Source organism: Pseudomonas sp. SDO55104_S430 (genome assembly GCF_054070595.1).
Genome location: NZ_JBSVXG010000027.1, coordinates 1 through 26,177, shown reverse-complemented (window position 1 = coordinate 26,177; position 26,177 = coordinate 1). Strand labels below are relative to the sequence as shown.

The following is a 26,177-nucleotide window of genomic DNA, read 5'->3' as shown; positions in this document are numbered from 1 at the left end:
TCTCCCGGCACTTTCCTTGTCTAAAAAGGTGCCGGCATGACGCTGCGCGTGTTGTTCCTGTTATTGCTCTGCACCTGGCTGCCGCTGACGGCTTCAGCCGGGGATTTGCCGACGCCGGAACACGGCCCGGTGCTGCGCATCCAGGGTTCCAACACCATCGGCGCTGCGTTGGGTCCGGCGTTGGTCAAGGGCCTGATGCGCCAACAGGGCTTGGTCAACATTCACAGCGAAACCCCGGACACCGCCAACGAACTGCGCATCGTCGGCGAAACCGCCCAGGGGCGCCGGGTCGAGGTGGAACTGGCGGCCCACGGTTCCAGCACCGGCTTTGCCGCGCTGAAAATCGGCAACGCCGACCTCGCCGCATCTTCGCGCCCGATCAAGGACCGCGAGGTGACAGACCTGCAAGCCCTGGGTGATCTGAAAAGCCCCGGCGCCGAACAGGTCATCGCCATCGACGGCCTGGCGATCATCCTTCACCCGCAAAACCCGCTGAACCAACTGGACACCGTGCAACTGGCGCGGATTTTCAGTGGCGACGTCAAAACCTGGGAAGAAGTCGGCGGCAGCGGCGGTCCGATTCATCTGTATGCGCGGGATGATCAATCCGGCACTTACGACACTTTCAAGGAACTGGTGCTCAGCGGCCGCGGGAAAACCCTGAGCGGCGCCGCGAAACGCTTCGAATCCAGCGAGCAGTTGTCCGACGCCATCAGCCTCGATCCGCAGGGCATCGGTTTCATTGGCCTGCCCTACGTGCGTCAGGCCAAGGCGGTGGCGATTGTCGATGGCCAGTCTCAGGCCATGCTTCCGCTCAATAGCCTGATCGCCACCGAAGACTACCCGTTGTCCCGCCGTCTGTTCTTTTACCTGCCGCCGGCCGGCAACAATCGATGGGCCGAGGCGCTGGTGGCGTTTACCCAAAGCACCCAGGGCCAGGCGATCGTCGCCGCAAACGGTTTCATCGCCCAGACCGTGCAGGCCATGGCCGTCACGCCGAACGCGCTGATGCCCGAGGGTTATCAGGGACTCAGCCGTCACGCCCAGCGGCTGTCGGTGAATTTTCGTTTCGAGGAAGGCAGCGCCACGCTGGACAACAAGGCCCGGCAGGACCTGACGCGGGTGCTCGACTATATAAAGCAGCATGAGAAGAACGATCGGCAGATCACCCTGGTTGGCTTCGGCGACGCCAAGAGCGACCCGGCACGCGCCGACCTGCTATCGAAACTGCGGGCCATGGCGGTACGACGGGAACTGGTGAAAAGCGGCGTGGTGTTGCGCGAGGTGCGCGGCTTCGGCGCGGAAATGCCGGTGGCGGCCAATAGCGCGGACGAAGGCAGGATCAAGAATCGGCGGGTTGAGGTTTGGGTGTACTGAATCTGAAGCTGATGCAGTGAATCGACCGACGCTATCGCGAGCAGGCTCGCTCCCACAAAGGTATTGGTGATCCCTGTGGGAGCGAGCCTGCTCGCGATGAACGATTACGCGGTGTCTGTTACTGCCCGTTACGCAACATCTCTTTCGGCACATACTTGCCGATTTCGAACTTGCCGATCGCCGCGCGGTGCACTTCGTCCGGGCCGTCGGCCAGGCGCAGGGTGCGCTGCATGGCGTACATGTAGGCCAGCGGGAAATCGTTCGACACCCCTGCCCCGCCATGGATCTGGATCGCCCGGTCGATCACCCGCAAGGCTACGTTCGGCACCACCACCTTGATCTGCGCAATCTCGCTCCGAGCCACCTTGTTGCCGACGGTGTCCATCATGTACGCCGCCTTCAAGGTCAGCAGGCGCGCCATGTCGATTTCCATCCGCGAGTCGGCGATCTTGTCGACGTTACCGCCCAGTCGCGCCAGCGGCTTGCCGAACGCCGTGCGCGCCACCGAACGCTTGCACATCAGTTCCAGCGCGCGCTCGGCCATGCCGATCGAACGCATGCAGTGGTGAATCCGGCCCGGGCCAAGACGACCCTGGGCAATCTCGAATCCGCGACCCTCACCCAACAGCACGTTTTCGTATGGCACCCGCACGTTGTCGAACAGCACTTCAGCGTGGCCGTGAGGCGCGTCGTCGTAACCGAACACCGGCAGCGGGCGGATGATCTTCACGCCGGGGGAATCGACCGGCACCAGAATCATCGAATGCTGGGCATGACGCGGTGCATCCGGGTTGCTCAGGCCCATGAAAATCAGGATTTTGCAGCGCGGGTCGCAGGCGCCGGAGGTCCACCATTTCTTGCCGTTGATCACCCACTCGTCGCCGTCGCGCACTGCGCGCGCCGCCATGTTGGTGGCATCGGAAGACGCCACGTCCGGCTCGGTCATGGCGAAGGCCGAGCGGATCTCGCCGCGCAGCAGCGGCTCAAGCCAGCGCTGCTTCTGCTCTTCATTGGCGTAGCGCACCAGCACTTCCATGTTGCCGGTGTCCGGCGCCGAGCAGTTGAACGGCTCCGGGCCCAGCAGCGAGCGGCCCATGATTTCCGCCAGTGGTGCGTATTCAAGGTTGGTCAGGCCGGCGCCGAGTTCGGACTCAGGAAGAAACAAATTCCACAGGCCTTCGGCCTTTGCCTTGAGTTTGAGTTCTTCCATGATCGCCGTCGGCTGCCAGCGGTCACCCTCGGCGACCTGGCGCTCGAACACGGCTTCGGCCGGATAAACGTAGGTGTCCATGAACGCAGTCACGCGTTCGCGCAGTTCCTGGACCTTGGGCGAATAAGCGAAATCCATGAGCAGATACCTTCTTGGGGGAGGTTGTTTAGATCATGCAATCGATGCTAGAACAGCTACGAAAATTTACCTAGCCTATTCTCGGCGTGTATTAACATTCATCACCGATATATGATCGGCTGATTGCCAAGGCCCTCCCGGGTCCGAAGAAGACGTCCCGATAACACCTTATAACAAGAGTGCAGCGCATGAATCTGAGCAAGGTCGACCTCAACCTTTTCATCGTCTTCGACGCGATCTACACCGAAGCCAACCTGACTCGCGCCGGGCAGATCGTCGGCATTACCCAGCCTGCGGTGTCCAATGCCCTGGCCCGCCTGCGCGAGACCTTCAACGATCCGCTGTTCGTGCGTACCGCCCAGGGCATGGTGCCCACGCCCATGGCGCAGAACATCATCGGCCCGGTGCGCAACGCGCTCTCGCTGCTGCGCGTCTCCGTGCAGGAAAGCCGCATCTTCAATCCACAGCAGGCGGTCAAGACCTACCGCATCAGCATGACCGACCTCACCGAGGCGGTGATCCTGCCGCCGCTTTTCCAGCGCCTGCGCCGCCTGGCGCCCACGGTGATCATCGAAAGCTTTTTGTCCAAACGCCGCGAAACCACCAAGGAACTGGCCGCCGGGCGCCTGGATTTTGCCGTGGACGCGCCGCTCAACACCGACCCGCAAGTGCGCCACGTCAAGCTGATGGAGGACCGTTACGTCTGCGCCATGCGCAAGGGGCACCCGCTGGCGGGCAAGGAAAAGCTCACGCTCGATGAGTATCTGGGGCTGACTCACATCCATATTTCCAGTCGCCGCAGCGGCCTGGGTTATGTCGACCTGGCGCTGGGCAAGATGGGCATCCAGCGCAAGATCGCCCTGCGCTCCCAGCATTACCTGATGGCCTCGCAAGTGATGCAGCAGACCGACATGGTCATGACCGTGCCGGAACGTTTCGCCCGCCGTAACGATTTGCACGCGTTCAATTTGCCGGTCAACGATGTACCGCCGGTCGAAACTCACCTCTACTGGCACGAAAGCACCGACCAGGACCCGGCCAACCGCTGGATGCGCGAGCAGATGATCGAGTTGTGCCAGCAGGTGACGGCGCATGAGAAAAAACTCGAGAGTGCGTAGGTCGCAGCAGCGCGTCACCTTCTTCGCGGGCAAGCCTCGCTCCTACAGAGATACCGGTCGTCCGCAATTTTTTGCGAACCTGTAGGAGCGAGGCTTGCCCGCGAAGAGGCCCGTAAAGACACCAGTAAACCCTCCCCCTTGACGTATACGTCAACCTGCCTTTAGCTTAGTGTCATGACCTTTCGTGAGCGCTTCCATGAGCAGCCAGACCTACAGCATTTCCGACCTTGCCCGCGAGCTCGACATCACCACCCGGGCCATTCGCTTTTATGAAGAACAAGGCCTGCTCACCCCCGAGCGCCGGGGTCAGGAGCGTATCTATTCGCCCCGGGACAAGGTGAGCCTGAAACTGATCCTGCGAGGCAAGCGCATCGGCTTTTCCCTGGCCGAATGCCGCGAGCTGATCGAACTCTACGACCCGTCCAGCGGTAACACCAAGCAACTGCACAGCATGCTGGCGAAAATCAGCGAACGCCGGGCCCAGCTGGAACAGCAACTGCTGGACATCGAACAGATGAAACTGGAACTCGACACCGCCGAAGAGCGCTGCGTGCAGGCGCTGGAACAAACCCTCAAGAGCCAGCAGGCCGTCCAGTAACCACCCTCCCCTGTAGGAGCGAGCACGCTCGCGATGGTCGTCAACGATGACGCTGGCTACCTGAAAGCCCGCGGTGCCTGAGCTTCCATCGCGAGCATGCTCGCTCCTACAGGTTATGGTTCAACTACACAGGTCCAATCCCATGTCCCTACCGTCCCACGTACGCCTTGTCGAAGTCGGCCCACGCGATGGTCTGCAAAACGAAGCCCAACCCATCAGCGTCGCCGACAAGGTACAGCTGGTCGACGCGCTCACGGCCGCGGGCCTGGGCTATATAGAAGTCGGCAGTTTCGTGTCCCCAAAATGGGTGCCGCAGATGGCCGGTTCCGCCGATGTGTTCGCGCAGATCCAGCGCAAGCCCGGCGTGACCTACGGTGCGCTCGCCCCCAACCTGCGCGGTTTTGAAGATGCCATCGCCTCGGGGGTCAAGGAGGTCGCGGTGTTCGCCGCCGCGTCCGAAGCCTTCTCCCAGCGCAACATCAATTGCTCGATCAGCGAAAGCCTGGAGCGTTTCGTGCCGATCATGGACGCGGCACGGCAACACGGGGTGACGGTGCGCGGTTACGTGTCCTGCGTGCTGGGTTGCCCCTATGAAGGCGACGTGGCCCCCGAGCAGGTGGCCCGGGTCGCCCGCGAACTCTATGCCATGGGCTGCTACGAGGTGTCTCTGGGCGACACCATCGGCACCGGCACCGCCGGCGCCACCCGCAAGATGTTCGAGGTGGTGTCGGCCGAAGTACCGCGCGAGAAGCTGGCCGGGCACTTCCATGACACCTACGGCCAGGCCATGGCCAACATCTACGCCAGCCTGCTCGAAGGCATCTCGGTGTTCGACAGCTCCATCGCCGGCCTCGGCGGCTGCCCATACGCCAAGGGCGCCAGCGGCAACGTCGCCACCGAGGACGTGGTGTACCTGCTCAACGGCCTGGGCATTCAGACCGGCATCGACCTGGACGCACTGATCAAGGCCGGTCAGCAGATCAGCGCCGTGCTCGGCCGCCCGACCGGTTCCCGCGTGGCCAAGGCCCGTAGCGCACAGTGAGGGCAACGACACGCGCGTGTGTTACCGCGACATCACAAACGTGGGGAAAAGCGAGTAACACGGAAACAAAATGTCAGGGTTTGCCTGAGAGAACAATCCTACAAATTATTAAGTTGTTGATTTTAAAGGGTTTTTAAAAGTTGGCACGGCTTCTGCTATCTCTATGGCATAACAAGAATAAAAAATGCGACACCACTAATAAAAACAAGACGTAACGACTCTGACATAACAAAAACAACACGGCAGAGACGCAGCTAACAGATTTTTTTGGAGAAGATGTGCTTTTCAGGGTGCTTTTCGGAGTTACCCGCAACCGGGCAGAGAACAATAAAACTACCTTCAGGTAGCTCCCGTATCGGTTGGATCGCTTGGCGAGAAAGTAGATCAGCGCTCAAAAAAATACGTTTGCTCTTGATCCCGGATGGGGATCGCCAAAAACAGCGGTAAAGGGCAACGGTTGCCAATAACAAAAACAGACCGCCCCTCAATAATAAAAAAGAGCACGCGCAACGAAAATTAAAGGGGAGCTTCGGCTCCCCTTTGTGCTGTCTGCGATTCAGTATTTCACCTCGATCAAACTGTGGGAGCGGCGGTGCGACGATTCGACTTGCTCGCGAATGCGGTGTGTCAGTCAACACATGTGGCGACTGATCCAACGCATTCGCGAGCAAGCCCGCTCCCACAGGGTTTCGGTCAGGCCTGCTTGCCGCGCAATTCCTCGACACTGATCTCCCGCATGCGGAATTTCTGGATTTTGCCGGTCACGGTCATCGGGAATTCGTCCACGAACTTGAAGTAACGCGGTGTCTTGAAGTGCGCGATGCGCTCCTTGCACCAGGCCTGCAGCTCCTGCTCGGTGGCGCTGTGGCCGGGGTGGAACTTGATCCAGGCGACGATCTCCTCACCGTAACGCGAGCACGGAATGCCGATCACCTGCACATCGGCCACCGCCGGGTGGGTGAAGAAGAACTCCTCAAGCTCGCGCGGATAAATGTTTTCGCCGCCACGGATGATCATGTCCTTGTTACGGCCGGCAATGCACACATAGCCCTCGTCGTTCATGCTCGCCAGGTCGCCGGTGTGCATCCAGCCGGCCTGATCGATCGCTTCGGCGGTGCCTTGCGGGTTGTTCCAGTAACCGAGCATCACACTGTAACCGCGGGTGCACAACTCGCCTATGGTGCCGCGCGGTACCGGGTTGCCCGCCTCGTCGATGATCTTGCTTTCCAGTTGCGGCTGGGTGCGACCGACCGTGGTAACACGCAATTCCAGGTCGTCCGATGGACCGGTCTGCAACGACACCGGACTGGTTTCGGTCATGCCGTAGGCGATCTGCACTTCGCTCATGTGCATTTCATTGATGACCCGGCGCATCACTTCGATCGGACAGGTCGCGCCGGCCATGATTCCGGTGCGCAGGCTCGACAGGTCGAACTCGGCGCGCTGCGGCTGATCGAGCATGGCAATGAACATCGTCGGCACGCCGTACAGGGCGGTGGCTTTTTCTTCGGCGACGGTGTTCAGGGTCAGCAGCGGATCGAAGGCATCGTTGGGGTAAATCATCGTGTTGCCGTGGGTGATGCAGCCCAGATTGCCCATGACCATGCCGAAGCAGTGATACAGCGGCACCGGGATCACCAGCCGGTCAGCGGCGGTCAGGCCGAGGCTTTCGCCGACCATGTAACCGTTATTGAGAATGTTGTAGTGACTGAGGGTCGCGCCCTTGGGGAAACCGGTGGTGCCGGAGGTGTACTGAATGTTCACCGCCTGATCGAAATGCAGGCTGTCCTGGCGCTCGCGCAATTGCTCGACCGACACGCTGCCCGCCAGATCGCTTAGTTGCGACCACGGCAGGAAACCGACTGGTGGTTGCGCATCCAGGCTGACCACGCCGCGCAGCTCAGGCAGGCGTTCGCTGTGCAATTGGCCGATGGCGTGTTCGGCCAGCTCAGGCGCCAGGCCCTGCAGCATCGCGTGATAATTGGAGGTCTTGAACGCCCCGGCGCACACCAGCCACTTGCAACCCGATTGCTTGAGGACATACTCAAGTTCCGAGCTGCGATAGGCCGGGTTGATGTTGACCAGGATCACGCCGATTTTCGCGCTGGCGATCTGGCTGATGCACCACTGCGCGCAGTTCGGCGCCCAGATACCGAGCCGGTCACCGGCCTGCATGCCCAGCGCCAGCATCGCCCTGGCGTGCAGGTCCGCCTCCTGGGCCAGCTGCCGCCAGGTGTAGCGCACCTGCTGATGACGCACGACCAGAGCCTCGCCGTCCGGGTACTGCGCGACCGTGTTGTCGAACGCCTGGCCGATGGTCATCGCCAGCAAGGCTTTGTCCTGGGAACCTCGGGTGTAGCTGCGCTGCGGGTTTGCACTGGGTTGATCCATGACGACCCCTATTGTCTTTATTCTGTAGGAGCGAACCCGCTCGCGATGGAGGTCAAGGCAACGGTTTATCCAGGCAGGGGTTTATCCAGACAGGTAACCGTGATCGTTAACGTCCTTCGCGAGCAAGCTCGGCTCCTACAGAATCACCTAAGTTGACGTTAACGTAAAGGGTGATTGACAGCCATTCGTCACAGGCTTACGTTAACGTAAAGGTGAGAGCTGAATCGCTGCCCTCCCCACCCGACAAAAAAGCCAAAAGGTGACCCATGAACTACCCGACCCTGAATTTTGCCCTCGGTGAAACCATCGACATGCTGCGCGATCAGGTTAAGTCCTTCGTCGCCAAAGAGATCGCCCCGCGCGCCGCTCAGATCGACAGCGACAACCTGTTCCCCGCCGATCTGTGGCGCAAATTCGGCGACATGGGCCTGCTGGGCATCACCGTACCGGAAGAGTACGGCGGCGCCGGCCTGGGTTACCTGGCCCACGTGGTGGCGATGGAAGAAATCAGCCGTGGTTCGGCTTCTGTGGCCCTGTCCTACGGCGCCCACTCCAACCTCTGCGTCAATCAGATCAACCGCAACGGCACCCACGAACAGAAACTCAAATACCTGCCGAAGCTGATCAGCGGCGAACACATCGGCGCCCTGGCCATGAGCGAACCGAATGCCGGCTCCGACGTGGTATCGATGAAACTGCGCGCCGACAAACGCGGCGACCACTACGTCCTCAATGGCAGCAAGACCTGGATCACCAACGGTCCGGACGCCAACACCTACGTGATCTACGCCAAGACCGATCTGGAAAAGGGCCCACACGGCATCACCGCCTTCATTGTGGAACGCGACTGGAAGGGCTTCAGCCGCAGCAACAAGTTTGACAAGCTGGGCATGCGCGGTTCGAACACCTGCGAGCTGTTCTTCGATGACGTCGAAGTGCCGGAAGAAAACATCCTCGGCGTACTCAACGGCGGCGTGAAAGTGCTGATGAGCGGCCTCGATTACGAGCGCGTGGTGCTCTCCGGCGGCCCGACCGGGATCATGCAGGCCTGCATGGACCTGATCGTGCCGTACATCCACGACCGCAAGCAGTTCGGCCAGAGCATCGGCGAATTCCAGCTGATCCAGGGCAAGGTCGCCGACATGTACACCCAGCTCAACGCCAGCCGCGCTTATCTGTATGCCGTGGCCCAGGCCTGCGAACGTGGCGAAACCACCCGCAAGGACGCCGCCGGCGTGATCCTCTACAGCGCCGAGCGCGCCACACAAATGGCGCTGGACGCGATCCAGATCCTGGGCGGCAACGGCTACATCAACGAATTCCCGGCCGGTCGTCTGCTGCGTGACGCCAAGCTGTACGAAATCGGCGCCGGCACCAGTGAGATCCGTCGCATGCTGATCGGTCGCGAACTGTTCAACGAAACCCGCTAAACGGAGCTGCCCATGGCTATCCTGCATACCCAGCTCAACCCCCGTTCAGCGGAGTTCGCCGCCAACAGCGCGGCCATGCTCAAACAGGTCGACGCCCTGCACACCCTGCTCGCCCAGGTACAGCAAGGCGGCGGTCCGAAAGCGCAAGAACGCCACACCTCGCGGGGCAAGTTGCTGCCGCGCGAGCGCATCAACCGCCTGCTCGATCCGGGTTCGCCGTTTCTTGAGATCAGCCAGCTGGCGGCCTACGAAGTGTATGGCGAAGACGTTCCCGCCGCGGGCGTGATTGCCGGGATCGGCCGCGTGGAAGGCATCGAGTGCATGATCGTGGCCAACGATGCCACGGTGAAAGGCGGTTCCTACTACCCGCTGACCGTGAAAAAACACCTGCGCGCCCAGACCATCGCCCAGCAGAACCGTCTGCCGTGCATCTATCTGGTGGACTCCGGCGGCGCCAACCTGCCGCGCCAGGATGAAGTGTTTCCCGACCGAGAGCACTTTGGCCGGATCTTCTTCAACCAGGCCAACATGAGCGCCATGGGCATTCCGCAGATCGCCGTGGTGATGGGCTCCTGCACCGCCGGTGGCGCCTACGTGCCGGCGATGGCCGACGAAGCGATCATGGTTCGCGAGCAGGCGACGATTTTCCTCGCCGGCCCGCCGCTGGTAAAAGCCGCCACCGGTGAAGTGGTCAGCGCCGAAGACCTGGGTGGCGCCGATGTGCACTGCAAGATCTCCGGTGTTGCCGACCATTACGCCGAGAGCGACGAACACGCCCTGGCCCTGGCACGCCGCAGCGTTGCCAACCTCAACTGGCGCAAACTCGGCGAAGTGCAGCAGCGCGCGCCCATCGCCCCGCTCTACAGCAGCGACGAGTTGTACGGCGTGGTGCCGGCCGATGCCAAGCAGCCGTTCGACGTGCGTGAAGTGATTGCGCGGCTAGTGGATGGCTCGGTATTCGACGAGTTCAAGGCATTGTTCGGAACGACGCTGGTGTGCGGTTTCGCCTACCTGCACGGCTACCCGATCGCGATCCTCGCCAACAACGGCATCCTGTTCGCCGAAGCCGCGCAGAAAGGCGCGCACTTCATCGAACTGGCCTGCCAGCGCGGCATTCCTTTGCTTTTCCTGCAGAACATCACCGGCTTCATGGTCGGCCAGAAATACGAGGCCGGCGGCATCGCCAAGCACGGCGCGAAACTGGTGACCGCCGTGGCCTGCGCCAAGGTGCCGAAGTTCACCGTGATCATCGGCGGCAGCTTCGGCGCCGGTAACTACGGCATGTGCGGTCGGGCCTACGATCCGCGTTTCCTGTGGATGTGGCCGAACGCGCGCATCGGCGTGATGGGCGCCGAACAGGCCGCCGGCGTGCTGGTACAGGTCAAGCGCGAGCAGGCCGAGCGCAGCGGCCAGGGTTTCAGCGCCGAGCAGGAAGCCGAGATCAAGCAGCCGATCCTCGACCAGTACGAAGAACAGGGCCACCCCTACTACTCCAGCGCTCGCCTGTGGGACGACGGCGTCATCGACCCGGCGCAGACCCGCGATGTCCTGGGCCTGGCCTTGTCGGCGTCGCTGAACGCGCCAATCGAACCGAGCCGCTTCGGCGTGTTCCGGATGTGATCCTACCCCCTGTAGGAGCGAGCACGCTCGCGATGGACTCGAGAACACCGCGGGGCATCAGGTTTACAGCGTAATCGTTAACGACCATCGCGAGCATGCTCGCTCCTACAGTTAAAAGAGTGGAACTCATGAGCGACTTCAACACCCTCGAACTGCTGACCGACCCCAGGGGTTTCGCAACCCTGTGGCTCAGCCGCGAAGAAAAGAACAACGCGTTCAACGCCCAAATGATCCGCGAACTGATCCTGGCCCTCGATAAGGTCTCCAGCGATCCGAGCCTGCGTTTCCTGCTGGTGCGCGGTCGCGGCAAGCACTTCAGTGCCGGCGCGGACCTGGCCTGGATGCAGCAATCGGCCGAACTCGATTACCAGACCAACCTCGACGACGCCCGGGAACTGGCAGAGTTGATGTACAACCTGGCCAAGCTGAAGATCCCGACCCTGGCCGTGGTGCAAGGCGCGGCCTTCGGCGGCGCGCTGGGCCTGATCAGCTGCTGCGACATGGCAATCGGTGCCGACGACGCGCAGTTCTGCCTGTCGGAAGTGCGCATCGGCCTGGCCCCGGCGGTGATCAGCCCGTTCGTGGTGCAAGCCATGGGCGAGCGCGCCACCCGCCGCTACGCCTTGACCGCCGAACGTTTCAGCGGCCAGCGGGCACAGGAACTGGGCCTGCTCTCGGAAAGCTATCCATCGGCCGAGCTTGAGCAGAAGCTCGAGCAGTGGATCGACAACCTGCTGCTCAACAGCCCGGCAGCCATGCGGGTCAGCAAGGACCTGCTGCGCGAAGTTGGCGACGGCTCGCTGCTCCCGGCCCTGCGCCGCTACACCGAAAACGCCATCGCCCGCATCCGCGTCAGCCCCGAAGGCCAGGAAGGTCTGCGGGCCTTCCTGCAAAAACGTCCGCCAAGCTGGCAAGCCGAAAAAACCACCAAGGAGTCGCGTTGATGAGCGCCCCTGTCCTCACTACCCTGCTGGTGGCTAATCGCGGCGAGATTGCCTGCCGCGTGATGCGTACCGCCAAGTCCCTGGGCTTGACCACTGTGGCCGTGCACAGCGCCACCGACCGTGACGCCCGCCACAGCCGCGAAGCCGATATCCGTGTCGACCTCGGTGGCAGCAAGGCCGCCGACAGCTACCTGCAGATCGACAAACTGATCGCGGCGGCCAAGGCCAGCGGCGCCCAGGCGATCCACCCCGGTTACGGCTTTCTCTCGGAAAACGCAGGCTTCGCCCGCGCCATCGAAGCCGCCGGGCTGATTTTCCTCGGCCCGCCCGCCTCGGCCATCGACGCCATGGGCAGCAAATCCGCCGCCAAGGCCCTGATGGAAACCGCCGGCGTGCCGCTGGTGCCGGGTTACCACGGCGAAGCCCAGGACCTCGACACCTTCCGCGACGCCTGCGAACGCATCGGCTATCCGGTGCTGCTCAAGGCCACGGCCGGTGGCGGCGGCAAGGGCATGAAAGTGGTCGAGGACGTCAGCCAGTTGGCCGAAGCCCTGGCCTCGGCTCAGCGTGAAGCCCAGTCGTCATTCGGCGATTCGCGAATGCTGGTGGAAAAGTACCTGCTCAAGCCGCGTCACGTGGAAATCCAGGTGTTCGCCGATCAGCACGGCAACTGCCTGTACCTCAACGAACGCGACTGCTCGATTCAGCGTCGGCACCAGAAAGTCGTCGAAGAGGCCCCCGCTCCCGGCCTGAGCCCGGAACTGCGCCGGGCCATGGGCGAAGCCGCCGTGCGTTCGGCCCAGGCCATCGGTTACGTCGGTGCCGGCACCGTGGAGTTTCTGCTGGACGCCCGTGCCGAGTTCTTCTTCATGGAGATGAACACCCGTCTGCAGGTCGAGCACCCGGTCACCGAAGCCATCACCGGCCTCGACCTGGTGGCCTGGCAGATCCGCGTCGCTCGCGGCGAACCGCTGCCGATGACCCAGGATCAGGTGCCGCTGGTCGGCCATGCAATCGAAGTGCGGCTGTACGCCGAAGATCCGGGCAATGACTTCCTGCCGGCCACCGGGCGCCTGGAGTTGTATCGCGAATCCGCACCCGGCGCCGGTCGGCGGGTGGACAGCGGTGTCGAGGAAGGCGACGAGATTTCGCCGTTCTACGACCCGATGCTCGGCAAGCTGATTGCCTGGGGCGAGGACCGCGAACAGGCACGCCTGCGCCTGCTGAGCATGCTCGACGAGTTCGCGATTGGTGGGCTGAAGACCAACATCAACTTCCTGCGCCGGATCATCGCCCACCCGGCGTTCGCCGCCGCCGAACTGGACACCGGCTTCATCCCGCGCTTCCAGGATCAGTTGCTGCCGGCCCCTGCGGGCCTGAGCGACGAGTTCTGGCAGGCCGCCGCCCAGGCTTTTGCCCAGAGCCAGCACAACGCGCCACGCAGCGACGACCAGAGTTCGCCATGGGCGATCGGCAACGGTTTCCGTTCCGGCCTTCCTGCGGAAATCACCCTGCACCTGAGCTGCGAAGGCCAGGACCGCGCCTTGACCCTGGGCGCGCCAAACGCCCACGGCGGGCAGCTCAGGGGCGAGCAGTTGCTGACCGAGCACCAGGGTGTGCGCCGCCAGCATCGGGCGATTCGTCGCGGCGAGGTGGTGTACCTGCAATGGGACGGTGAACTGCGCCGCATCGAGTCCTACGACCCGATCAGCGCCGTTGAAGCCAGCCACAGCCATCAAGGCGGGCTGACCGCGCCCATGAACGGCAGCATCGTGCGGGTGTTGGTGGAGGCCGGGCAAACGGTCGAAGCCGGCGCGCAACTGGTGGTGCTCGAAGCGATGAAGATGGAACACAGCATTCGCGCGCCCCACGCCGGAGTTATCAAGGCGCTGTATTGCCAGGAAGGCGAGATGGTCAGCGAAGGCAGCGCGCTGGTCGAATTCGAAGAGGCGTAAAACGAAGAACGGTCCTGCGCCATGCGAGGACCGTTCGGGTCAGAACTTGATTGTTGCCTGAACCACCACACCGATGATTCGACACTCGTCGGTGAACAGGGCTTTGGGATAGGTCGGGTTGAGCGGGACCAGGTAACGCTGCCCGCCCTCTTCGATCAGCTTGCGAAAAATCGCCTCGCTGCTGGTCGGCCACTGGGCGATGACCAGTTTTCCGGGCTCGGCGGCGACGTCCGGGTCCACCAGAATCGACATCCCCTCCGAGATGCTCAAACCGCTGGGCGCGGTCATGGCATCCCCCGACACCGTCAACCAGAACGCCGCGCCCCGGGCGTAATAATCGGTCAGTTCAAAACGGTATTTCGCCGGTTCGTCTTCACAGATTCCGGTTTCCTGCCAGTCGCTGACCGGGTAGCGGAAGTACGGGTTGTACTTTTGCGCCATGGGCATTTCGTCGTCGGGCGTGTCGAGGCGTTCGCGAAGCACCATCGCCACTTCGAGAAAGTCCATGCCCAAGGCTTTCAACACCTTGTTCATGTCCTCGATGCTCGGCTCGCGACGTTTGTTGAGCCAGTGGCCGATGCCGCCCTGGGACATTTCCACGCGATCGCCCAGCTCTTCCTGGGTGATTTTGATCTCACCCATCTTGTCTTTGACCAACTCAATCCATTTATCCATGTGCGGCACCATAAGGGGTCGGCTCCTGCCAGCAAAACACAAAATGTAGTATTTCAAATATGGTCACAAATACAGATCGTACTAATATCCGTTCACGGATCTGAATCTATCACGGAGCTTGCCCTAACCATGACCCAACCCAGCGACGATTTACCCGATATCCAGATTGATACTTCCCTGACCTCTCCCCAAGGCTGCGCCGCGGCCCAGCGTGCACTGGACTACTACCTGAAACCGGCCGCAGCGGAAGAGGCAGGCGAAGTGCGGTTTTTTGATGTGAACAAAAATGTCAGTGGCGAAGAGGCGCTGGTGCATGCCACGGACCTTTTACGCTGTGCAGGTGCCACGGCCTACGAAGCCGCAAAGCAATTGCAGGGCTCGAGTCGGGACCTAGCGCTTTCGGTGGTGCACATGATCGACATGGCCAGAGCCATGGTGGATCGGGCGCTGGAGAGGCATCAGAGCGTTTGAGGCGAAGGGATAAAAACAGAGGGCGGGAAAAAATTTTCCAATAGCGCAAACAAACCGCTTGACCTGCAAACGAGAATGATTATTATTTCACCAACTGATCGCGAGATCAGTCGATGGGCCAAGGGACCTTAGGTCGGACTCTTGGACTATCTCCTCATCAGGCTAATCACGGTTTTTGACCCGGCTTTTTGCCGGGTCTTTTTTTTGCCAGTTTCTGGCTTATGGCTTCAGGCTAATGAAGTCTTTGGGTGCCGCAAATTCGATGGCGCGGATCATATCAAAAGTTTTCCGGATGGCAAGACGGGCCCCTGAAGACGCAGGCAAAGTAATGGCAAATAGCACTTGAGAATCAATTGCATACACTCTAAGCTGCCTCCGCGTCAGGGACGACGCCCCCCCCTCCCGGTTCACCGCACTTCAATACACCGCAATATGCGAATCCGCCCGCGGCTCCGTCCCGCCACACAGCACCCCACTCTCTGGATCACGCAAGATAATCTGCCCGCGCCCATAACCGGTCAGATCGCACACCACCTCAACCCCATGTCCACGCCGCGCCAGCGCCGCCGCCACATCCCGTGACGCGTTCTGCTCGATACCCACCTTCAACCCACCCAGCCATTGCCAGCGCGGCGCATCCAGGGCCGCTTGCGGGTTGAGGCCGAAATCCACCAGGTTCATCACCATCTGCACGTGCCCTTGGGGCTGCATGTAACCGCCCATCACGCCAAACGGTCCCATCGCCACACCGTTCTTGCTGAGGAATCCCGGAATGATGGTGTGGAAGGTCTTCTTGCCCGGCGCCAGGCAGTTGGAATGTGCAGGATCCAGGCTGAATTCCTCACCCCGGTTCTGGAGGGCGATACCGCTGTCGGGCAGGACTACGCCCGAACCGAAGCCGTGATAGTTGCTCTGGATGTACGACACCATGTTGCCTTCATCATCGGCAGTGGCCAGGTAGACGGTGCCGCTGGCATGGGGATCGCCCGGCTGCGGCGCCACGGCCTGCTCGCCGATCTGCGAGCGACGATGGGCGGCATAGTGATCGCTCAGCAAGTCTTCGACGGCGACCCGCATGTGCTCCGGATCGGTGATGTAGTGCAAACCGTCGCTGTAGGCGAGTTTCATGGCCTCGAGTTGGCGGTGCCAGGTCTGCTGGCTGTCACGATGATCGAAGTCGAAACCCTCGAGGATCTTCAACGTCATCAACGCCACCAGTCCCTGGCCGCTCGGTGGGATCTCCCAGACATCCACGCCACGGTAGTTGACCTTGATCGGTTCGACCCACTGCGCGCGGTAATCCTGCAAATCGCTGCCGCGCAGATAGCCTCCGGTGGCTCGCGAGTGGGCATCCAGCCGCTGCGCCAAGGCGCCACGATAGAAGCTTTCGCAACCGGTAGCAGCCAGTTCGCTCAGGGTTCGCGCCTGGGCCGGATTGCGGAACAGCTCGCCGGCACGGGGCGCGCGGCCGTCGATCAGGAACGTCTCGAACCAGCTTTCGAGCACTTCATCGCGATCCTTGCTGAAATTCTCCAGCGCGGTTTGCCACTGCAGGGCAACCACCGGTGAAACGGGAAAACCGTCTCGCGCCAGGCTGATCGCCGGTTGCAGCAGGTCGGCAAAAGGCAGTCGGCCAAAACGCGACGACAGCTCCGCCCAGGCCGATGGACAGCCTGGCACGGTCACCGGCGTCCAGCCATGCAAGGGCATTTTTTCATGACCGGCAGCCTTGACCGCTTCGATACTCAAGGCTTGCGGCGCCGCGCCGTTGGCGTTCAAACCGTGCAGCTTGTTTTGTGTCCAGACCAGGGCAAAGGCGTCGCCGCCGATACCGCAACCGGTGGGCTCGACCACGGTCAGCGCCGCGGCCGTGGCGATGGCGGCGTCGATGGCATTGCCGCCGCGACGCATGATTTCGATCCCGGCTTCAGCGGCCAGCGGCTGCGAGGCCGCGACCATGCCGCGCTTGGCGAAGACACTTTGACGTTGTGAGGCGTAGGGGTACTCATGAGCAGAAAATTTGAACATGGCAGGACTCACACAAATCGGTTGAATGGGCTCACAACACGCGGCTCAAGAACGCCCGCGTACGGGCATGTTTTGGCTGGCTGAAAATCTGTTCAGGCGGGCCCTGCTCAATCAGTTCGCCCTGATCGAGCACCACGACCCGGTCGGCCACTTCCCGGGCAAAGCCCATTTCGTGGGTGACCACGACCATGGTCATGCCCTCCTCGGCCAGCTCCTTCATCACTTGCAGCACCTCGCCCACCGTCTCGGGATCGAGGGCACTGGTGGGCTCGTCGAACAGCATCGCCTGGGGTTTCATGGCCAGGGCCCGGGCGATGGCCACCCGCTGCTGCTGGCCACCGGACAACATCGACGGATAGTGATCGGCCTTCTCCGCCAGCCCCACGCGCTTGAGCAAGGCCCGCGCCTGTTCCAGCGCAGCCGCGCGAGGTACGCCCAGCACCTGGATGGGCGCTTCGATGATGTTTTCCAGGGCGGTCATGTGCGGGAACAGATTGAAACGCTGGAACACCATGCCGATGTCTCGGCGCTGCCTGGCGATGTTGCGCTCCGAGTCCCGGGCCAGACTGCCGTCGGCGCGGGTGCGATAACCCATCGGCTGACCGGCGACGCGGATCTGCCCGGACTGAATGTCTTCCAGCAGATTGATGCAGCGGATAAAGGTGGTCTTGCCGGAACCGGAGGCCCCGATCAGCACCACCACTTCACCGCGCCGCACTTGCAGGGAAATACCCTTGAGAATTTCCAGATCACCAAACGACTTGTGAATGTCCAGCGCTTCGATGACCAGTTCTTCACTCATGTGCGCCATCTCAACGCCCCCTCAACAGTTTCATGGTGTTGCGACCGAACATGCGATTGGCTGCTGGCGCCGGACGGTCGGACTGACCGAAGCGGGTTTCAAGCCAGCGCTGGAAGAAGCCCCAGAGGGTGGTCAAGGCGAGGAAGTAGATGGCCACCACCAGGTACAGTTCGAACACGCGGAAGGTCGCCGAAGTAACCATTTGCGTACTGAGCAGCAGTTCCTGAACCCCGATCACACTGACCAGCGTGGTGTTTTTCAACATCACGTTGAACTCGTTGCCCAGCGGCGGCACGATCACCCGGAAAGCCTGGGGCAGCACTATCCGCCGCATCAGCTTGGGAAAGGTCATGCCCAGGGAGCGCCCGGCTTCGTATTGGCCCTTGTCCACCGCACCGATGCCGGCGCGAATGATCTCGGCCATGTACGCGCCTTCGTTGAGGCCCAGGGCGATGATTGCCGCCTGGATATTGCCGGGCACGACGATCCAGCCCAGATCGATGTCTTCGAAGCGGAAAATCCCGCCCGCCGCCAGTGCCGTGTACAGAAACACGATCTGCACCAGCAGCGGCGTGCCGCGCATCAGCCAAACATAAAGGCGCACGGGGTATTGCAAGAACGGGTTACTCGACAGCTTCATCAAGGCCGCGATCAGCCCCAGCACGCAACCGAGCAACATCGCCGACACGCTGATAAGGCAGGTCAGCCACAGCCCTGTCAGATACACATCGCTGGGCTGCAGCAGGTACTGCCAGAACACATCCCAATTGAAATTCATGCGATTTGTCCTCAGTCCAGTTTGTCGCTGTCGACATGCCATTTACTGAGGAGCTCGGTGTAGCTGCCATCGGCGCGCATGCCCTGCAGGACCTCGGTCAGCGCGACCGTCAGCTGCGGATCGCTCTTGCGCACGCCAAAACCGGTGAGGATGCGGTTGAAGGCCGGCACCGCGGACTGGAACAGGTCCGGCGCCAGTTGCTGATAGTGGCCGGCGGACTCGACCGTGGTGCCGAAGGCGTCCACCTGATTGATGCGCAAGGCCTGGAAGGCATCGGCGTCGACGTTGTACACCACCAGTTTCATCGGCGCCTTGCCGGCGGCTTCGAGTTTTTCGTTTTCCTTGCCGAGCAGCAAACGGATGGTCGAACCGTTACTCACCGCGACTTTCAGGCCCGACAGGTCTTCCAGGGTGCTCACGCCTTTCGGATTGCCCTTGGGCACGACGATGGATTGGCTGGAGTACATGAAGTTGACGATATCGATCACTTCGCGGCGCTCAGGCTTGTCGAACAGCTGATCGACGATCATGTCGCACTGCTGCGCCAATAGCGCCGGGATCAGCCCGGCGAAGGGAGAAATGCGCCATTCCACCTTCTTGTCCCCCAGACGCTTGGCAATCGCCTCGCCCATGTCGACCTGAAGGCCCACCGGTTTCTGCTTGGCGTCGAACGACACCAGTGGCGGCGAATCCATGCCCGAGCAGTAGACGATTTTCTCGCTCTTGCTCAAACGCTCGGGCAACTCGGGGGCGGCGAGCGCCCATTGCGAACACAGACTCAGGGTGAACACGGCAACTAACGCGCAGGGCTTGTGCATGGTGCATGACTCCAGTTGGCTGGTTGTTCTTCTATTGATGGGCTTTCTACGGACGATCTTTCTGTTGATGAGCTTCTAGAAACTGAATGAGCCGCGGGATGGTGCCTTCGATGTGCTCGCACACTTCGGTGGCGGCTTTGTCCGCGTCGCCCGTGCGCAGGGCCTCGACAATCGATGCGTGCTCGTCCCGGGCGCTGCGGGGTTTATCGGCGTGCTGCAGCCACAGACGCATGTGCGGCTCGATCACCGAATACAGCGCCGAAATCTGCCGCATCAGGCGCGGGCGTTCGCTCAGGCTGCACAGGTATTCGTGGAAGGCGCGATGGCGGCTGACCCACTCGGCGCCGTCTTCGCGGTAGTCGTCCATCTCGTCGAGCAAGCGCTCCAGATGGCTGAAATGACGCTCGGTAAGTTTCGGTACGGCGACACGAATGGCCAGGCCTTCCAGGGCGCTGCGCATCTCGAACACTTCACGCATTTCCTCGACGTTCAGGCCGCGCACAATGGCGCCGCGGTTGGGCCGCAGTGTGACCAGGCCGTCGGCATCCAGACGCCGGAAGGCTTCGCGCACCGGCATGCGGCTCATGCCGATCTCCCCGGCGATATCCTCGGCGATCAGGCGCTCGCCGGTGCGGTAACGACCCTTGCAAATGGCCTCCAGCAGAAAGTTGTAGGCCTCTTCCTCGGCGGTCACCGGTTGGCGCTCGGTATAGGCAGGAGCGAATTTCATCAGATGCACCTTTTGTAGTTTTGTATCCAATTATCCATAAAGCCAAAAAAGCCAAAAAAGCACTTTGCATGCCAGATTCCGTTCCTGGCGCGCAGGTGATTGATTGGGATGGATTAATCGATAAGCTGCGGCGAGCGGCAGCCTGAGTCCGGCGAGTTGAAATGCCCCATGCTGTAACCGTGGTTACACAAGCAGCGCCACAAAAAGGTGCGTGGGGTAACAGCACCGATGGCTATGCTGTGACGATGGACTTTGCGCCCGGTACGGGATTGGTCGCCGCAGATGAAACGTTTTTTCTTCGCTGCCAGCCCCCTGCCCTTGCGTGTAAAGTAGCCGCCATAAAAATTCAGATCAGGAAACTCCAACCGTGGCTAAATCCCTCGACATCACTGCCAACTTCGACAGTGGCAACATCCAGGTCATCGACCTCAGCGACCCGCTCAAACCACTGCTGGCAATCCGACCCGACACCAAGAGCAATCATTTCCAGTGGTTCCACTTCAAGGCCAGCGGCCTGCACGTCGGCCAGGAACACTGGTTTCGTCTGACCAATGCCAGCCAGTCTTCCTACAACAAGGCATGGGACGGCTATCAGGCGGTCGCCTCCTACGATCACGTCAACTGGTTCCGCGTGCCGACCATCTTTGAAGGCGATTGCCTGCGCTTCTGCCTGGAAGCCACGCAAACCCACGCTTGGTTCGCCTACTTCGAACCCTACAGCCGTGGTCGCCACGACTGGCTGATCGAGCAGGCGCTGACCAAGGCCGGTACCGAACTGCTGGCCACCGGCAAGAGCGTCGAAGGTCGTGACATTCAATTGCTGCGCAAAGGCACCGGCGCCGAAGGCCGGCGCAAGGTGTGGATCATCGCCCAGCAACACCCCGGCGAGCACATGGCCGAGTGGTTCATGGAAGGCATCATCGAGCGCCTGGAGCGCCACGACGATCCGGTGCTGGACAAGCTGCTGGCCAACGCCGACCTGTACCTGGTGCCGAACATGAACCCGGACGGTGCCTTCCACGGCCACCTGCGCACCAACGCCGCCGGCCAGGACCTCAACCGCGCCTGGCAGAACGCCAACCCGGAAATGAGCCCGGAAGTGTTTTTCGTCCAGCAGCAGATGGAAAAGTACGGCGTGGACCTGTTCATCGACGCCCACGGCGACGAGGAAATCCCCCACGTCTTCACCGCTGCCTGCGAAGGCAACCCGGGCTACACCCCGCGCATCGCCAAGCTCGAAGAAGACTTCCGCAGCCGCCTGAAGCACACCACCAAGGACTTCCAGACCAAGTACGGCTACACCCGCGACGAACCGGGCAAGGCCAACATGACCCTGGCCTGCAACGCCGTTGGCGAGAAGTTCGACTGCCTGTCCCTGACGCTGGAAATGCCGTTCAAGGACCACAACGATCACCCGAATCCGGTCACGGGTTGGTCGGGCAAGCGTTCGAAGCAGTTGGGCAAGGATGTGTTGACGGTTGTTGGCGAGATGGTTGATAGCCTGCGGTGATCGCTCTCTGATCGTTCCCATGCAGAGCATGGGAACGATCTGGCGAGGGCTATTTCGTCAGCGTATTTTCATAAGGCTTCGCATAAACAATATTGCTGGGCTCAGACTTCGAACCATCCCCAAAAACCGCGACCACGTAATAAGGCATCTTCGCGTTCGGCACGTTGTACAAAACAACATCCGGGGTCGTGCTTTCCCCAAGCTTTTTATATCCCTCCAACAAAGGCTCCTTCCCCATCACTTCATATTTCACCGCTCGTGGTGACTGCAGCCACCGGAATCCGACCGTGCCAAACGAAGCCGAGGTGAAGGTGAAACTTTGAGGGACTTTGCGGGCAAAGTGCGTGTAAGAAGACAACCTCCCCGCACTTTCACGCCAGGCGCGGGCGGAGTCGGCTGTTACTGCACCTGCGTTATGACCAAGTTCATGGGCAAACAAAGTTGGACTGAACGGATTACCGATGGCCGTGCGTCCCGGCAGATAACCCTGCCCAGTTACGGGCTCGCCCTTGTAAGTAAACACTCCGTAGATAACATCCGGCTCGAAGTTGGCGATGCCTTCGGCAAAAATCACCGGCACTTGTTCCAGTGTTTCAACACTGATCGGGGAATCCAGCGCAACGACTTGCGTACCGACCAACCTCAAGGAAACGTCGGAAACCTGCAAGTTGCGCAACGACAAGTTAACGCTTTCGACCTGAGCCAGGGCATTGGCGCGAACATCGCCGCCTACCGCCGCCACGGCCGCTCGGGAGTAGCCGATCAGCACATCAATGACCTTGGGGCCTGCTTCATCCCGATCGGATACCACGACCTTTTCACCCGAGTTGGGGACTGCGTCTTCGACCTTGATCGCCAGGACGGGCTCAGGCTGAAAAGTTGCGACGCCCTTGTTATCAATCAACAGCAGCCCACTTGCCCCAGGCCTGTCGACCAAAGCCGTCAGACTTCCATCTGAAGAACGCACCGTCACCAGCGAACCCGTGGATTTATCCGGCAGCCGCACATTACCGCTTTCAACGGTGTAGCCATCCATAGTCTTCGAACTTGATCGTTCGAATACGCCAGGCTTGATCAAGTCTGCGTATAACTGCGCGGCGGATTGACCGGGATCTTTTTTCGGTGGTGGGATACAAGCGCACACCAACAACAGAATCAAAAGCGCGAAAACAACATGCCGTATGCAATACAAGCCTGCAGTGCTGAACATGTTTGATCTCCCGAAAAGACATATTCAATGCTTTTCGACTGGCCTTGTTCACGAGCCACAGCAGTCGTTGAACATTGAACGAGCTTTTTTCGGGAAGCGATACTGTCAAAGTTGACAGGTACAGAGGGTTACCTTCTTCCTGATCGTTCCCACGCAGAGCGTGGGAACGATCTGACGGACTTAGATCAGCCGCGATCCCTACCCCGCAACATGCTATCGAGCACATCATCACGTCGCACCCAACCATGGAACAACGCCGCCGCCAGATGCAGCAGCACGGTCAGGAACAACAGATACGCCAAATACCCATGGGCCTTGCGTAGAAACGAGAACATCTGCGCATTGGCCGCCACGATCGAGGGCAGTTGCACCGAGCTGCTGAGCATCACCGGCTCACCGGAAGCGGAAATCATCGCCCAGCCCAGCAACGGCAAAATCAGCATCAAGGCATACAGCAAAACATGAGAAGCCTTGGCCGCCAGGACTTGCCAACCCGGCATATCCGCCGGCAACGGAGGCTGTTGCGTGGAGAAGCGCACCACCAGGCGCACGATCACCAGCAGCAAAATGGCCACCCCCAACGGCTTGTGCAGGTTGATCAGCCACTCATGACGCTCGGAAACCGAGGCGACCATGCCGGCGCCGATGAACAGCATGGCGATAATCATCAGCGCCATCAGCCAGTGCAGCAGGCGCGCCAGGGGAGCGAAGTGTTTAGGTTGAGTGCTCATTGCTGGGCCTCCTGTTTGGCGGCGGGCAATTGGCTGACTTCGCTGGTGCGACGCAGGTAGGACGTCGCATAAGCGGCGGAACGAGCGGCGAGCAACGGGTCGTCGGAGCCTTCGATGCCGGACGGCAACACCAGCGGGTCGTAGTTGATATCGCGGCATTCGCCACTGAGTTGCGGCTGCACACTTTCCATCACCAGAGTACCGGCGTTCAACACCTTGCGACCTTCAGGCCAAGGCTTGCTCGCATCGTTGACCGGATCGCCGGGGTTGGCCAGGGTGATCATCAGTTGCCAACGCACAGGGCCTGCGGCGATGCGCTGCACCAGGTCTTTTTCGAGAAAATCGCTGCCTTCTGGCGCCGTCGCCCCAGGCGCATCCTGGGTCACCGGCACCATATTCCAGCGCACAGCCTGCTTTTGTCCGGCGGCGTTGACCAAGTAAAACGCGTTGACGCTGTTATAGGTTTCCGTCACATAGCTGGCCGAAGGTTTTGCGGTCTTGATCCAGGCCAGGAACGGTGCGGCTTCCGGGTGCGAACCGAAAAACGCCGGCACGGCGGCGGGATCGGGCTTACCCGTCGACGGCAGCGGAGCGGTCGCCTGCTGCAACTGATAGAACGCCTCGGGCGTGCCCACCGGGAACACCGGCATGCTGTTCATCCCGGTCCGCCACTGCTGACCGTTGGCCTGGGTGAAGCGCAGCGCCATGCTGCGAATCGGTATCGCACTGTCAGGGGCGTAGGGATTGCCCGGCGGCAAGGCCAGGCGGCCGACCACCGGCGTGCGCGCTTCATTGAACACCTGCGCGGTGGAGTAACTGCGCGCCTCGCCACTGCTCTCGAAGTGGCCGATCACACACACGCCCTTGGCGTGATTGCGGCGAAAACCGGGGTGCACGCCGTTGTTGGTTTCCAGCACGTTGACCAGTTTTTTCGGGGTCAGGCGCTGCGGGTCAAGGGTGCCGTTGACATAGGCAAAAGCCCCGACCACGGCGGCGACCACCACGGCAATGCCGGCCAGGCGCAACGTCACGCTCGCGGCACTCAAGGGCGGCCGGGTTGGCGGTGATGAGCGATCTACCATGAAAGACTCCAGGGCCTGCGGCCACAAGTGAGAAGAATCAGGCAGACGAACCCCACTCGGGTTTATTCCATCGACTGGTATTTATTTTTTCAGACGTGGAATAACCTCGAGTGCCGGGCGTCTTCCTGGTTCAGCGTAGTGACAAGCCAGAACTCCATGAACGATATCGACGAACAACTGAGAGAAATCATTCCCAGATTGCGCCGCTTCGCCGGGTCCCTGACGCGCAACCCGAGCAGCGCCGACGATCTGGTGCAGTCATGCCTCGAGCGCGCGCTGTCGAGTTGGGGTGACAAACGCCCCGACGGCGATTTGCGCGCCTGGCTGTTCGCGATCCTCTACCGGCAGTTTCTCGATGCTCACCGGCGCTCGCGACGTTATGCGCGGATGCTCGAATTCTTCACCGGGCGCGATGACGCGCAGCCTTCGGTGGAGCGCACCGTGATCGCCCAATCGACCCTCAACGCCTTCGATCAACTGCCCACCGAACAGCGCGCGCTGCTGTTGTGGGTGTCGGTCGAAGGCCTGAGTTACAAAGAGGTCGCCGAGATTCTCGACGTACCCACCGGCACCGTGATGTCCCGCCTGTCCCGGGCCCGCCAGGCCCTGCGCCAACTCAGCGATGGCGAAATCACCCGCCCAGCTCTGCGGAGACTCAAATGATCAGCATGCCCCCCAGCGAGCGCGACCTGCACGCTTACATCGACCACCAACTGAGCGACGCCGACCGGCTGCTGGTAGAGACCTTTCTCGCCAGCCAACCGGAAACCGCCGCCCAGGTCCGCGCCTGGCAACAGGACGCCCAGCTACTGCGCGCGGCCCTGAGCGGCGCCTTGCAGCAACCGGCCAATCCGGACCTCGACCCGGTGCAGATCCGCCGCCGCCTGAAAAACCAGTCCCGACGTCACCTGGCCAGCGCCGCGGTGTTGCTGATCGCCGTCAGCATCGGCGGAGTCAGCGGCTGGCAGGCCCGGGAAATGACCCTGCTCAGCGCAGCGCAACCGATGGCCGATGCCATGCAGGCCTACCGGCTGATTGCCGAACAAGGAATGTTGCCCGCGGACTACAAGGCGGGCGATGACGGCGACATGCAGGACTGGCTCGACCGTTACTTCACCCAGGCCAATCGCTTGCCGGATCTGACCGGTGCCGGTTTCAAGCCGGTCAGCGGACGCCTGCTGAGCACCGAACAGGGACCGGCGGCGATGGTGGTGTATGAGAACCAGGGCGGCAACAAGATCAGCTTCTACGTGCGCCCAGCGGGGCCGAAGAATTTCATGTTGCCCAGGGGCAGTCGCAGTGATGGCGGGTTGCAGGCCGAGTACTGGTCGGGGGGCGGTTACAACTATGCGATGGTCAGCCCGACGGATACGCCGGCGGCGCGGATGCTCAGACAGACAGTGAATTTCTGAACACCGCGTACCCCTGTGGGAGCGGGCTTGCTCGCGAATGCGGTGTATCAGATAAACATTTGTCGCCTGACACTCCGCATTCGCGAGCAAGCCCGCTCCCACAGGGG

General features: G+C 61.3%; 23 protein-coding genes. 12 read left to right on the top strand and 11 right to left on the bottom strand.

Annotated elements, in window-relative coordinates; all coding sequences use genetic code 11:
- The first annotated feature begins 36 nt into the window (after positions 1-36).
- Entirely contained in the window at positions 37-1,377 is a 1,341-nt protein-coding gene (locus ACW9JE_RS07870) for a substrate-binding domain-containing protein (RefSeq protein WP_457432422.1), read from the top strand.
- Between the two features lie 118 nt (positions 1,378-1,495).
- Here ACW9JE_RS07870 and ACW9JE_RS07865 read toward each other — a convergent pair whose 3' ends face one another.
- Entirely contained in the window at positions 1,496-2,725 is a 1,230-nt protein-coding gene (locus ACW9JE_RS07865; RefSeq protein WP_457432421.1) for an acyl-CoA dehydrogenase, read from the bottom strand.
- Positions 2,726-2,913: 188 nt separating this feature from the next.
- Between ACW9JE_RS07865 and ACW9JE_RS07860 the strand changes: the two genes are divergently transcribed.
- From ACW9JE_RS07860 to ACW9JE_RS07850, 3 genes are all read left to right on the top strand, one after another.
- On the top strand, positions 2,914-3,843 hold the full coding sequence (locus ACW9JE_RS07860; RefSeq protein ID WP_175377415.1) for a LysR family transcriptional regulator: 930 nt from the start codon (positions 2,914-2,916) through the stop codon (positions 3,841-3,843).
- A gap of 196 nt (positions 3,844-4,039) precedes the next feature.
- On the top strand, positions 4,040-4,441 hold the full coding sequence (locus tag ACW9JE_RS07855) for a MerR family transcriptional regulator (RefSeq protein WP_224534082.1): 402 nt from the start codon (positions 4,040-4,042) through the stop codon (positions 4,439-4,441).
- A 142-nt stretch (positions 4,442-4,583) separates the two neighbouring features.
- Positions 4,584-5,483 carry a hydroxymethylglutaryl-CoA lyase gene (locus ACW9JE_RS07850; protein WP_457432420.1) on the top strand — a complete coding sequence of 300 codons (900 nt, stop codon included), beginning with the start codon at positions 4,584-4,586 and terminating at the stop codon, positions 5,481-5,483.
- Between the two features lie 693 nt (positions 5,484-6,176).
- Here the strand turns inward: ACW9JE_RS07850 and ACW9JE_RS07845 are convergent.
- Positions 6,177-7,874: an AMP-binding protein gene (locus ACW9JE_RS07845; RefSeq protein WP_457432419.1), complete on the bottom strand. Its 1,698-nt coding sequence runs from the start codon at positions 7,872-7,874 to the stop codon at positions 6,177-6,179.
- 266 nt (positions 7,875-8,140) lie between these two features.
- Here ACW9JE_RS07845 and ACW9JE_RS07840 point away from each other — a divergent pair, with 266 nt between their 5' ends.
- From ACW9JE_RS07840 to ACW9JE_RS07825, 4 genes are all read left to right on the top strand, one after another.
- Entirely contained in the window at positions 8,141-9,304 is a 1,164-nt protein-coding gene (locus tag ACW9JE_RS07840) for an isovaleryl-CoA dehydrogenase (RefSeq protein ID WP_457432418.1), read from the top strand.
- Between the two features lie 12 nt (positions 9,305-9,316).
- Positions 9,317-10,924, top strand: a complete 1,608-nt coding sequence (locus ACW9JE_RS07835) for a carboxyl transferase domain-containing protein (protein ID WP_457432417.1) — start codon at positions 9,317-9,319, stop codon at positions 10,922-10,924.
- A 128-nt stretch (positions 10,925-11,052) separates the two neighbouring features.
- The gene (locus ACW9JE_RS07830; RefSeq protein WP_457432416.1) at positions 11,053-11,868 is read left to right on the top strand and encodes a gamma-carboxygeranoyl-CoA hydratase; all 816 of its coding nucleotides are present in this window, start codon (positions 11,053-11,055) and stop codon (positions 11,866-11,868) included.
- Positions 11,868-13,823 carry an acetyl/propionyl/methylcrotonyl-CoA carboxylase subunit alpha gene (locus tag ACW9JE_RS07825; protein WP_457432415.1) on the top strand — a complete coding sequence of 652 codons (1,956 nt, stop codon included), beginning with the start codon at positions 11,868-11,870 and terminating at the stop codon, positions 13,821-13,823. The genes ACW9JE_RS07830 and ACW9JE_RS07825 overlap by 1 nt, the downstream gene beginning before the upstream one ends.
- Before the next feature lie 39 nt (positions 13,824-13,862).
- On the opposite strand, the gene ACW9JE_RS07820 is transcribed toward ACW9JE_RS07825, so the two are convergent.
- Complete coding sequence (locus ACW9JE_RS07820; protein WP_224534089.1) at positions 13,863-14,498, bottom strand: LexA family protein; 636 nt, start codon at positions 14,496-14,498, stop codon at positions 13,863-13,865.
- A gap of 129 nt (positions 14,499-14,627) precedes the next feature.
- Here ACW9JE_RS07820 and ACW9JE_RS07815 point away from each other — a divergent pair, with 129 nt between their 5' ends.
- Positions 14,628-14,969 (top strand): DUF6124 family protein, encoded by a 342-nt coding sequence (locus tag ACW9JE_RS07815; RefSeq protein WP_224534090.1) that lies wholly within the window; start codon positions 14,628-14,630, stop codon positions 14,967-14,969.
- A gap of 417 nt (positions 14,970-15,386) precedes the next feature.
- On the opposite strand, the gene ACW9JE_RS07810 is transcribed toward ACW9JE_RS07815, so the two are convergent.
- The 5 genes from ACW9JE_RS07810 to ACW9JE_RS07790 are packed head-to-tail and all read right to left on the bottom strand — an operon-like array spanning position 15,387 to position 20,125.
- Complete coding sequence (locus tag ACW9JE_RS07810) at positions 15,387-16,997, bottom strand: gamma-glutamyltransferase family protein (protein ID WP_224534091.1); 1,611 nt, start codon at positions 16,995-16,997, stop codon at positions 15,387-15,389.
- A gap of 31 nt (positions 16,998-17,028) precedes the next feature.
- Complete coding sequence (locus ACW9JE_RS07805; RefSeq protein ID WP_224534092.1) at positions 17,029-17,808, bottom strand: amino acid ABC transporter ATP-binding protein; 780 nt, start codon at positions 17,806-17,808, stop codon at positions 17,029-17,031.
- A gap of 1 nt (position 17,809) precedes the next feature.
- Complete coding sequence (locus ACW9JE_RS07800) at positions 17,810-18,577, bottom strand: amino acid ABC transporter permease (RefSeq protein WP_224534093.1); 768 nt, start codon at positions 18,575-18,577, stop codon at positions 17,810-17,812.
- A gap of 11 nt (positions 18,578-18,588) precedes the next feature.
- The gene (locus ACW9JE_RS07795) at positions 18,589-19,395 is read right to left on the bottom strand and encodes an ABC transporter substrate-binding protein (RefSeq protein ID WP_224534094.1); all 807 of its coding nucleotides are present in this window, start codon (positions 19,393-19,395) and stop codon (positions 18,589-18,591) included.
- Positions 19,396-19,441: 46 nt separating this feature from the next.
- A complete protein-coding gene (locus ACW9JE_RS07790; RefSeq protein ID WP_457432414.1) occupies positions 19,442-20,125 on the bottom strand; it encodes a GntR family transcriptional regulator in 684 nt (227 codons plus the stop codon).
- 367 nt (positions 20,126-20,492) lie between these two features.
- On the opposite strand from ACW9JE_RS07790, the gene ACW9JE_RS07785 reads away from it, so the two are divergent.
- A complete protein-coding gene (locus ACW9JE_RS07785) occupies positions 20,493-21,635 on the top strand; it encodes a M14 family metallopeptidase (RefSeq protein WP_224534096.1) in 1,143 nt (380 codons plus the stop codon).
- A 49-nt stretch (positions 21,636-21,684) separates the two neighbouring features.
- Here the strand turns inward: ACW9JE_RS07785 and ACW9JE_RS07780 are convergent, their stop codons facing one another.
- From ACW9JE_RS07780 to ACW9JE_RS07770, 3 genes are all read right to left on the bottom strand, one after another.
- The gene (locus ACW9JE_RS07780) at positions 21,685-22,845 is read right to left on the bottom strand and encodes a hypothetical protein (protein WP_457432413.1); all 1,161 of its coding nucleotides are present in this window, start codon (positions 22,843-22,845) and stop codon (positions 21,685-21,687) included.
- A 185-nt stretch (positions 22,846-23,030) separates the two neighbouring features.
- The gene (locus ACW9JE_RS07775) at positions 23,031-23,576 is read right to left on the bottom strand and encodes a cytochrome b (RefSeq protein ID WP_457432412.1); all 546 of its coding nucleotides are present in this window, start codon (positions 23,574-23,576) and stop codon (positions 23,031-23,033) included.
- Entirely contained in the window at positions 23,573-24,658 is a 1,086-nt protein-coding gene (locus ACW9JE_RS07770) for a catalase family peroxidase (RefSeq protein WP_457432411.1), read from the bottom strand. Before ACW9JE_RS07770 ends, ACW9JE_RS07775 begins: the two co-directional genes overlap by 4 nt.
- A gap of 156 nt (positions 24,659-24,814) precedes the next feature.
- On the opposite strand from ACW9JE_RS07770, the gene ACW9JE_RS07765 reads away from it, so the two are divergent.
- Entirely contained in the window at positions 24,815-25,321 is a 507-nt protein-coding gene (locus ACW9JE_RS07765; RefSeq protein WP_175377434.1) for a sigma-70 family RNA polymerase sigma factor, read from the top strand.
- Positions 25,318-26,070 carry an anti-sigma factor family protein gene (locus ACW9JE_RS07760; RefSeq protein WP_457432410.1) on the top strand — a complete coding sequence of 251 codons (753 nt, stop codon included), beginning with the start codon at positions 25,318-25,320 and terminating at the stop codon, positions 26,068-26,070. The genes ACW9JE_RS07765 and ACW9JE_RS07760 overlap by 4 nt, the downstream gene beginning before the upstream one ends.
- Positions 26,071-26,177 lie beyond the last annotated feature (107 nt).

Bases quoted from the DNA above. Each gene is read 5' to 3' on its own strand.
- ACW9JE_RS07855 (WP_224534082.1), top strand. From the start codon at position 4,040: ATGAGCAGCCAGACCTACAGCATTTCCGACCTTGCCCGCGAGCTCGAC.
- ACW9JE_RS07815 (WP_224534090.1), top strand. From the start codon at position 14,628: ATGACCCAACCCAGCGACGATTTACCCGATATCCAGATTGATACTTCC.
- ACW9JE_RS07850 (WP_457432420.1), top strand. From the start codon at position 4,584: ATGTCCCTACCGTCCCACGTACGCCTTGTCGAAGTCGGCCCACGCGAT.
- ACW9JE_RS07760 (WP_457432410.1), top strand. From the start codon at position 25,318: ATGATCAGCATGCCCCCCAGCGAGCGCGACCTGCACGCTTACATCGAC.
- ACW9JE_RS07870 (WP_457432422.1), top strand. From the start codon at position 37: ATGACGCTGCGCGTGTTGTTCCTGTTATTGCTCTGCACCTGGCTGCCG.
- ACW9JE_RS07820 (WP_224534089.1), bottom strand. From the start codon at position 14,498: ATGGATAAATGGATTGAGTTGGTCAAAGACAAGATGGGTGAGATCAAA.
- ACW9JE_RS07860 (WP_175377415.1), top strand. From the start codon at position 2,914: ATGAATCTGAGCAAGGTCGACCTCAACCTTTTCATCGTCTTCGACGCG.
- ACW9JE_RS07780 (WP_457432413.1), bottom strand. From the start codon at position 22,845: ATGTTCAGCACTGCAGGCTTGTATTGCATACGGCATGTTGTTTTCGCG.
- ACW9JE_RS07825 (WP_457432415.1), top strand. From the start codon at position 11,868: ATGAGCGCCCCTGTCCTCACTACCCTGCTGGTGGCTAATCGCGGCGAG.
- ACW9JE_RS07840 (WP_457432418.1), top strand. From the start codon at position 8,141: ATGAACTACCCGACCCTGAATTTTGCCCTCGGTGAAACCATCGACATG.
- ACW9JE_RS07835 (WP_457432417.1), top strand. From the start codon at position 9,317: ATGGCTATCCTGCATACCCAGCTCAACCCCCGTTCAGCGGAGTTCGCC.
- ACW9JE_RS07810 (WP_224534091.1), bottom strand. From the start codon at position 16,997: ATGTTCAAATTTTCTGCTCATGAGTACCCCTACGCCTCACAACGTCAA.
- ACW9JE_RS07790 (WP_457432414.1), bottom strand. From the start codon at position 20,125: ATGAAATTCGCTCCTGCCTATACCGAGCGCCAACCGGTGACCGCCGAG.
- ACW9JE_RS07865 (WP_457432421.1), bottom strand. From the start codon at position 2,725: ATGGATTTCGCTTATTCGCCCAAGGTCCAGGAACTGCGCGAACGCGTG.
- ACW9JE_RS07845 (WP_457432419.1), bottom strand. From the start codon at position 7,874: ATGGATCAACCCAGTGCAAACCCGCAGCGCAGCTACACCCGAGGTTCC.
- ACW9JE_RS07805 (WP_224534092.1), bottom strand. From the start codon at position 17,808: ATGGCGCACATGAGTGAAGAACTGGTCATCGAAGCGCTGGACATTCAC.
- ACW9JE_RS07830 (WP_457432416.1), top strand. From the start codon at position 11,053: ATGAGCGACTTCAACACCCTCGAACTGCTGACCGACCCCAGGGGTTTC.
- ACW9JE_RS07800 (WP_224534093.1), bottom strand. From the start codon at position 18,577: ATGAATTTCAATTGGGATGTGTTCTGGCAGTACCTGCTGCAGCCCAGC.
- ACW9JE_RS07765 (WP_175377434.1), top strand. From the start codon at position 24,815: ATGAACGATATCGACGAACAACTGAGAGAAATCATTCCCAGATTGCGC.
- ACW9JE_RS07770 (WP_457432411.1), bottom strand. From the start codon at position 24,658: ATGGTAGATCGCTCATCACCGCCAACCCGGCCGCCCTTGAGTGCCGCG.
- ACW9JE_RS07775 (WP_457432412.1), bottom strand. From the start codon at position 23,576: ATGAGCACTCAACCTAAACACTTCGCTCCCCTGGCGCGCCTGCTGCAC.
- ACW9JE_RS07795 (WP_224534094.1), bottom strand. From the start codon at position 19,395: ATGCACAAGCCCTGCGCGTTAGTTGCCGTGTTCACCCTGAGTCTGTGT.